Below are 8,735 nucleotides of genomic sequence, written 5' to 3'. Positions count from 1 at the left end.
GTTAGCTGGTGATTGGAGTGAGGCTCAAGAGCCGCCAAAGTATTTACTAAATACTTTGGCGGCTCAGACAAAGGCGAGCCCAAATCTATTATTCGTTCACGTGATGGCGGATATATCGTATTGGCAACAGCCTTTAGCCACCCTCAAGATTTACTTCATGAATCTGCAGGGGATGATTGGATATTTAAAATAGACACTCAAGGTGAAGTGGAGTGGCATTATTTCGCCAACAACAAAAGTGGGCCCACGGCACACAGTATTGTAGAACTGGATGATGGTTCTATCTTAGCAGTGGGTGGTGTTAAATGGGAAAATAAAGCTCTGGTCAAAAAACTAAATGCCAGTGGTCAATATCAATGGTCAGTAAATCGAGTAGCACCTGGGATAGATCATGATTATAAATTTATTAGTGCAGTCCAAGTACAAGATAAAGTTTATCTGGCCGATGATTTGTCAGCAACTAGTGGACTCTTTACTATTTCTGCTGCTACCGGTGAGATATCACAAGAGCCAAACATACCTGATATTCAAGGGCACTCAAGCAGTATCGAGAAGCTTATCAAAAATAAAGCCAATAATTTAACTGTCATTGGGTTTGCTTACCCTGAAACCTCTGATCCTAACCGTGATTATTTCGATGGTGGCGCTTATGTACAAATCTTCGATAGTAAGCTTAATAGTGTAATGACATGGCATAATGCTCTGGATTATCTTCATGCAAATATAAGTTATGCTACCCAATTTGAAAACGGTAACTATGGAATCATTGGGCAAAGTGGTGATGGGAGTCCTGCTGTTTCGGTAGTTTCACCTGAAGGCCGTGGACTAATCAATGGTCTTGTGAACAAAGGTATTTATTATTATGAAAGCCGTGCATTAGTTTATAATGAAGAAAATGGCATGTATACCACTGTAACAAATATTAATAATGCACAAAATCTTGTTGAGTTTTCGCCATCATTAAAGTCGCATGAGCAAAAATTAATAAATGAGGTCAACTATCCGGATAGCCATAGAGTAATGGGCTTAATTGGCAACCCTGATAACACGGTTACAGTTCTTCAACGTGAATCGTATGAGGGCAAATATCGGATCATCATCAAAAAGATGGCTCAGTAAAAGCATCGAGTTTACGTTTTAAAACTATATGCACTACCCGTAATCAATTATTTTATTACGGTTTTTTTATTTTTAATTGACTTAAAAGTGACACTAATAGTTTAACCCTGATTTCAGGTGATGATCGCGGTGCATTACAAATGCACCGCTTTTGTAAGGTGGGTTATTTTAGTTTGTCACTGACGATTGGGTAATGATCCCAGACATTTTTATCTGCAAGTGAACGGACTAATTTAACGTACTCTGCATGTGTCCAAGCCAGCGGTGTTGCCGAGTTTGTGCCTTCACCTAGCTGATAACCAAACGGGTTAACACCGACGCCATCCCAGACTTGCTCTGGTAGCATCAAACCTTCGTTGGCAAAGTGCTCCATGCCACGTACATAGGTATGCTTAATACGCGTCACAGCTTCTTTGTTTAAGCCCTTAGTCGCAGCGGCAGCCGCTATTTCATAATGGCCTTTTTCACCTGTAAAGAATGGCCATACACGACCACGTTGCCCCGGTGTATTTTGACCGCCCTCAGCGTAATTAGTCCCTTTTACTTCATCTTCGCCATAGCCATCGTTACCGTAACGACGGTAGCCAGGGTAAGTATTTGGGTCACCTGCAAAGGTAAAGCTGTATTTTACACGCAAGTTTTCAGGTAACGTTTCATCCTCGTACTCTGGCAGTGTTTTCAAAATGCTTGGTGCATCTGCATCCCTGACACCATAACGAACCAACTCTAAGAAACCACCATCAATGATCTGACGCTTATCAAGTCCTGTACGACCATTGTTATCACCTAATTTTGTGTCGGTGTTTGGGTTCTCGTCTCGTGCGATACGGAAGAAGTATTCACCATCTGTGTCTTGACCTTTCAAGTTACCTTCGGTGGTGAACATGAGCTTTTCAACAGTATCGTTATACTGTTTAGCAGTATCTAAATACCTTTGCTCACCGGCTTTATCACCTGCTAGCTTGGCGATGTCACTTGCCGTCACTAGACCTGCAATCACCGCCGCGGTTGTCGAAGGAGAATACCCATCTTGCTCTTCCCAGCGCTCTTGTTGGGTCGCAGGAGGCGTAATTTGCGTGTCATTCCACAAAATCTTTGCCAGACCGCCATCTACTAGGAACTCTGCCGCAGGTTTGAGCATGCGCTCGTACCAGTAAACTAGCTTTTCATCACTTAACACACCCGCTTGCCACAATTTCCAAGCAAGCATGATCGGCATTGCTGTTTGGTCAAGTTGAACGCCTACCCACTCTAACTCACCATCAACATGTGTCTTTTGTAAAAACCAGCCAGTATCACCTTGGTTACCCGGCGTGCCATCCATTACTTGAACTTTTTCAAGGTATTCAAATGAGGTTAGCGCTGTATCTGGGTCGCCCATCGCCATGAACGCCATAGCGACTTGATAAAAGTCACGTACCCAAACAGCTTTATATCCTGTGTGACCTTGCTCAGCAGCAACTGTGTCACCCCATGGGTTAGACAGTGATGCAATGAGCGCGCCGGCGTGCGTTTTATCTTCTTGTGCTTTTAAGACTAATGCACTGACATTTAATAATTTACCGCTGTCAGTGGTGTAGTTAGCAAGACGTTGCATAGGCTCAAGGCTGGCTAAATAATCTTCCCACCCTATGTGCTCGCCTTGGCCATTGTAGTGTGCAAGAACTTTGTCATAGCCTTTATTTAGCGCAGCGGCACCTTGAGCAAAGCTTTCTGCTTGTGACTTGCCAAAGCTCAACGCAAGGTCAAAGGTCGCAGATCCATTAACTTCGCCTAGTTCTGCAAGCCAGTTTACATTGCCTTTTGTATCTCCTGTGCTTTGGTAAGTACTCGTCAATGCATGATTTTTCTTAAGTTCATTTAGATTGTCACTACTACCTGTAAAACCGACCGATGCTTGCTCAAACCCTGTACTACTTTGCAAGGTTAAAAAGTTATCCGCTTCCCAAGCAACCAAACCTTTGTCTGTCACGGTTGCTGAGTCATTCAGACCGTTGTTATTCACATATGGGTTGACGTTTACAAACGCTTTTACACCGCTCAGCTGCGTATCCACTTTTGCTCTGACAAATAAAGTCTGGCCATCAGGGTCCGTGAAAATGTGTTTTTCTAGTGTAAAGCGACCTTGCTTGTCTTTGCTGACAACTTTATAAGCCAGTGATAAAGGGCGACCTTGTGCATCTTTATAAAGATAATCAATCGACACATCTAACTCATCGCGCTCAGTCACAGTAAAGTCTTTACCTGTCACCACAAACTGCATATCACGAATTTGCGCTTGGTGAATAAGACCGAACATGGTCTCAGTGATCATGCCTTTGGCAATTGAAAACCAAACTTTAGATACTTCACCTGTTTGTGCATCATTTGCATACTGGCCATTTTTATAGGCTTCATAAGACGTGCCAATGCCCGTTTTATCTGAATAAGTCCAAAACGGCTTATCGCCCGGCGCACCCGGTGCGGTCTCAATCTGCTGCGTATTCGTTGCACTACCACACCCAATAAGGCCTGCTGCAATCAGTGCCAACGACAAACATGACAATTTTTTCATTTTTACTCCTCAGTGGCTGTTTTATTGCGCGCTTGTTTTTACACGTGCAACAGACAGCGCCGCTAAAATAAACGACACACCACCAATAACTAATGCATAAATAGGTTGATTCTCGAAAACGTTTCTTAAGATAAGGCCAAGTACACTGGCTGCCAGTAATTGAGGAATAACAATAAAGAAGTTAAAAATCCCCATAAACACGCCCATTTTGTGCGCTGGCACAGCATCGCTTAACATGGCATAAGGCAGAGATAAAATAGATGCCCACGCAAAGCCGATACCTATCATTGGTACCCACAGTAAACTTGGATCTGAAATAAACAAAAAGCTCAAAAGCGCACCGGCACCTAAAAGCAGATTTAAACTATGCGCCCACTTAAGGCCAACACGTTTAACCACAAATGGGATACATACGGCTGCTAGCGCTGCAAAACCATTGTATGCAGCGAATAGAATACCGACCCAATCAGCACCATCGTTATAGGCTTTAGAAGTCACATCCGTCGCGCCATAGTGAAAACTGGTTACCGCCGATGTGGTATAGATCCACATTGCAAATAAAGAAAACCAGCTGAAAAACTGCACCACCGCCAATTGCTTCATGGTTTCTGGCATAGTGAATACATCGTAAATGACTTCGTAAAAACCACCGCTTGTACGCTGCTTGTTTTGCAGATAGCCCGCAATAAGAATGATGGCTGAGAACGACAGTAATAGTGCACTTAACAAGTACAGCTCTTTTTCTAGCTTCAACACGGTAACACCCGCCAAAATAAGCCCACCAATCGCGCCACTCACAAGTGCATACTTGGCAAACTGAATACGTTGTTTTGGCTGTGATGATGCTTGTTTCAGCTCTGGTGATTCAAATTCGGCTAACTGCTCAGGTGTGTATTCTCTGGTTTTAAGAATGGTCCAGCCAACCGCCAAAAATAAAATCACACCACCAAAATAAAAGGCATATTTAACAGACTCCGGTATTTCCCCAGGCGCTGCCGTGTTGCTGATCCCAAACCAGTTGGTCATCATCCAAGGCAATGCAGAGGCGATAATGGCACCAATACCAATGAAAAAGCTTTGCATTGCATAGCCTGTTGCGCGCTGCTTTTTATTAAGATTATCACCCACTAATGCACGAAACGGTTCCATCGTGACATTGATTGACGCATCCATGATCCACAGCATACCGGCTGCAATCCAAAGTGTTGGCGAGTTTGGCATGATGAAGAGTGATAAAGTCGTCAGTATCGCACCATACAGAAAGAAAGGACGACGACGGCCAAGGCCCGTCCAAGTTCTGTCACTCCAGTAGCCAATTATCGGCTGTACAATCAATCCGGTGAGTGGCGCTGCCACCCACAAAATAGGAATATCATCAACTGATGCGCCTAGCGTTTGGAAGATTCGGCTCACATTACCGTTTTGTAACGCAAAGCCAAATTGAATGCCCATAAAACCAAAGCACATATTCCAAATTTGCCAGAAACTCAGTTGTGGTTTTTGTTTTTGCATAATTAGTTCTCTAGCTCATACACAACACTGGCAAGCGGTGCCAAGGTGATGTTGAGTTGATTATTTTTAATGACAAGTGTTGGGTGAGACTCCAACTTATCGGCGACTTTGCCTTGCCATCCCTCAGGTAATTCAATCGTAACCTGCTGCGCGTTATCAGCATCAAAGTTACTTGCCACAATGACTTGCTGAGCACTATTATCACGTGCAAATGCCATCACTTTTTCAGCTGGCTTGTTAGCACTATCTAATGTGTTCAGTTGCACCAATGCGCCATGTTGAATAGCAGGCATTGAGCTTAAGTTCATGAGCTTTTTGTAATATTGACGTAATGCCTTTTGCTCATCACTTAGCTGGCCACCGTCAAATTTGCCCTTATTCATCCAAGCCTGATGTGCAGGTACACCGATATAATCAAAAATGCTGGTGCGGCTCGGTTTACCAAAACCGGCCATCTCTGAGCCGTCTTCACCGACCGATTGACCGAAATACAGCATAGTCGGTGCTTTACTGATTAAATGGCTCACTACCATCGCTGGTTTGCCTTTTTCAGCACTGCCTACAAATTCAGGGCTGGCGATACGTTGCTCGTCATGGTTTTCTAAAAAGTGCAGCATGTGTGGTGCTATATCTGACACGCTTAAGTGTGCATCCATTACATTTTGTGCATTGCCAGTGCCTTGCATCAACAGCTTCAAGCTGTCATAGAAGCCCACTTTGTCATATAAGAAGTCCATTTTTCCTTGGTGAATATAAGGGCGATAAAGGGTTGGGTTGTACACCTCAGCCAATAAAAAGGCGTCAGGGTTTTGCATCTTGATGGAAGAGTTTAAAAAGCTCCAAAATTCAACTGGCACCATTTCAGCCATATCGTAACGGAAGCCATCTACCCCTTTATCAAGCCAATATAAGGTGATGTCTCTAAACTTATACCAGCTATCCGGTAGGTCTTTATCTTGCCAAAATGCATAGTGTGCACGGTAGTCTTGCTTTGCCATCTCAGCAGGCAGCGTTGGGAAGTCATAGCTGCCGTCAGGGCGCACACCGTAATTCACTTTAACGGTTTCATACCAATCATGAATATGCGGCTGCGCAGCTCGTGCGCCATTTCCCGTCCATTTCGCAGGTGATTCTGTAAATTGGCCATCCGCAAGCGGGTGAGACTTACCGCCTAGTACTTGGTAATCAGCAGATGTGGGAACTTTAAAGTCCTGCCCTGTCACATAATAAAAGTTGTTATCACGGGCATAAGTCAGCGATGTATTGTCTTGCGCGCCAAAATCTTTAACCCCTTGCGGCGCACTCAAAGATTGGTAATTTCTTGCAACATGGTTGGGTACAATGTCTATCACTACTTTCATGTCTGCATCATGAGTACGTTCAATCAGCGCTTCAAACTCTGCCAGTCGCTTTGCAGGATCTTTTGCTAAGTCAGGGTTAACATTGTAATAGTCTTTAATTGCATAAGGTGAACCTGCACGGCCTTTAACCACATCGGGATCATCAATACCAATGCCATATGCGCTGTAATCGGCAACTAAAGCATGATGTAGCACACCTGTATACCAAACATGAGTCACGCCCATGGCTTTAATTTCCGATAACGCCTTTGGCGTGAAGTCTTCGAATTTGCCCACGCCATTTTGTGCCAACGTACCCCAGGGCACATTATTGGTGTTTGTGTTACCAAATAGTCGCGTGAATACTTGGTAAACGACAGGCTTTTGCTCTTGTTGTTCGGCTTGCTTACCTTGCTCAGCTTGTTGAGAAGACTGACATGCTGTCAGCAAAACACTGCCTGATATTAAGCTCAGTGCAAGCACCAAAGGTTTTATTGTCATTATCTTGTTGTCATATTGGTATTTTAATTGAGTCTACTGACTTGCAGCCCAGTGTTGAACCACTTGCATACGTATTCAAAGTCGCGATTAATTTGTTATTCATATAAAAAAACGCGAAGTATGGTAGATACTTCGCGCCATGGCAATATTCCTAAAATACACCGCATTATTTTGTCATTTTATCGATAAATGCTTGGTGGCTTGGCAGCTTATTTACTGTGGTCTGTAATAACACTTTTAAGCTATCCAATAAGCTTTTTAAATGTTCGCCATCAAACTGCTCAGCCAATGGATGATAAGTCTTTGGCACTAGTCCCTGCCCAACCATCACTTGTTGCCATGCTACGTTTTGAAATAAATCATCGGTTTTCGCGGCGAAATGGCCAGTTTCTTCAAAGAGTGCCATTTTTCTGTGTAAGCTTGGGGGAATAGACATATTTTTACACCACTGCCAAAATCGCGAATCGTCTCTTTCAGTCAGTTTATAGTGAAGGATTATGAAGTCTCTCACTTGTTCCATCTCATTTGCAAACTCCATATTGGCGTTTTCAATGGCACTGTCCTTTATCGCATCAAATGGAAAGTGTCTGATCAAACGTAAAATAGATGTTTGGATTAAATGAATACTGGTTGACTCTAGCGGCTCCAAAAACCCACTCGACAAGCCTACCGCAAAGACATTACCTTGCCATTGCTTACGACGCATGCCCGTTTTGAACTTAATCAATTTAGGCTCAGCCAAAGGGCGGCTTGGCAAACTTTGCAATAACGCTTCTTTGGCATCTTGCTCTGATATAAATTTGCTAGAAAACACGTACCCATTACCAACTCTATGTTGCAACGGTATTTGCCATTGCCAGCCAGCTTGCTTTGCAATCGCGCGAGTATAAGGCTTAATCTCACCATCAAGTTGTTCACTGGGCAGTGCCCACGCGCTATCACAAGGTAACCAATGTGACCAATCTTCAAATCCAACATTCATCGTTTGGTCAATTAACAGGCTTTTTAATCCGCTGCAATCTAAATATAAATCAGCGCTATATCGTTCACCATTTGCTAGAATAACTGCTGCGATATTCCCTGTATTAGGATCTGTCTTTACCTCAGTGATTCTCCCTTCAACTCGCCTAACACCTTGACTTTGAGACTGCTTGCTCAGTAACTTAGCGTAAAGGCCTGCATCAAAATGATAAGCATAGGTAAGGCCTTGCAATTGTGTATTGGGGATATGCTGCAAGTGCGCAAATCGGTTTGCTTTTGCCGCTTGAGTATTTAAAGAATACTCAGCCAAACTGTCCGTTAACCCCTGTTGCTTTGCCTTGAGCCAAACTTGAAAAAAGTCACAAAAAGGAAAGCTTTTACCCTGTTCACCAAACGCATGCATATAGCGGCTATCCTGGTGGCCCCACCCTTCAAACTCAATACCTAGCTTATACGTCGCTTGAGTTTGCTCAATAAATGTGCGCTCATCGAGCCCGAGTGCGGCATTAAAATTAACCATCGGCGGAATGCTGGCTTCGCCAACGCCGACTGTGCCAATGTCATCTGACTCAATCAAGGTGATGTTAACCAGATCTTTCAGTACTCGCTTTAGCAATGACGCACTTAACCAGCCCGCGGTGCCACCGCCGACAATTAACACATTTTGAATTCGTTCAGTCATGCTCACCTCTTTAGCAATAAAAAAGCCTTATCGCAGTACGATAAGG

Annotated in this window: 5 protein-coding genes; 1 reads left to right on the top strand and 4 read right to left on the bottom strand. The window is 43.7% G+C overall.

What is annotated here, in order from left to right; genetic code table 11:
• The first annotated feature begins 120 nt into the window (after positions 1–120).
• On the top strand, positions 121–1,119 hold the full coding sequence (locus tag N477_RS12520; RefSeq protein ID WP_063379448.1) for a hypothetical protein: 999 nt from the start codon (positions 121–123) through the stop codon (positions 1,117–1,119).
• A gap of 163 nt (positions 1,120–1,282) precedes the next feature.
• Here N477_RS12520 and N477_RS12515 read toward each other — a convergent pair whose 3' ends face one another.
• The 4 genes from N477_RS12515 to N477_RS12500 form a co-directional block, all read right to left on the bottom strand.
• Positions 1,283–3,673 (bottom strand): glycoside hydrolase family 15 protein, encoded by a 2,391-nt coding sequence (locus tag N477_RS12515; RefSeq protein ID WP_063362071.1) that lies wholly within the window; start codon positions 3,671–3,673, stop codon positions 1,283–1,285.
• Between the two features lie 21 nt (positions 3,674–3,694).
• Positions 3,695–5,185 (bottom strand): MFS transporter, encoded by a 1,491-nt coding sequence (locus N477_RS12510; protein WP_063362072.1) that lies wholly within the window; start codon positions 5,183–5,185, stop codon positions 3,695–3,697.
• A 2-nt stretch (positions 5,186–5,187) separates the two neighbouring features.
• On the bottom strand, positions 5,188–7,026 hold the full coding sequence (locus N477_RS12505) for an alpha-amylase family protein (protein ID WP_063362073.1): 1,839 nt from the start codon (positions 7,024–7,026) through the stop codon (positions 5,188–5,190).
• Between the two features lie 166 nt (positions 7,027–7,192).
• Positions 7,193–8,689 carry a tryptophan halogenase family protein gene (locus N477_RS12500; RefSeq protein ID WP_063362074.1) on the bottom strand — a complete coding sequence of 499 codons (1,497 nt, stop codon included), beginning with the start codon at positions 8,687–8,689 and terminating at the stop codon, positions 7,193–7,195.
• Between the last annotated feature and the right edge of the window lie 46 nt (positions 8,690–8,735).

This window comes from Pseudoalteromonas luteoviolacea H33-S (assembly GCF_001625695.1).
Lineage (GTDB): Bacteria > Pseudomonadota > Gammaproteobacteria > Enterobacterales > Alteromonadaceae > Pseudoalteromonas > Pseudoalteromonas luteoviolacea_B.
The sequence above is the reverse complement of the archived record's forward strand: the minus strand, read 5'-3'. Positions and strand labels throughout refer to the sequence as shown.

Coding starts and splice junctions, on each gene's coding strand:
- N477_RS12515 (WP_063362071.1), bottom strand. CDS start 3,673: ATGAAAAAATTGTCATGTTTGTCGTTGGCACTGATTGCAGCAGGCCTT.
- N477_RS12500 (WP_063362074.1), bottom strand. CDS start 8,689: ATGACTGAACGAATTCAAAATGTGTTAATTGTCGGCGGTGGCACCGCG.
- N477_RS12510 (WP_063362072.1), bottom strand. CDS start 5,185: ATGCAAAAACAAAAACCACAACTGAGTTTCTGGCAAATTTGGAATATG.
- N477_RS12505 (WP_063362073.1), bottom strand. CDS start 7,026: ATGACAATAAAACCTTTGGTGCTTGCACTGAGCTTAATATCAGGCAGT.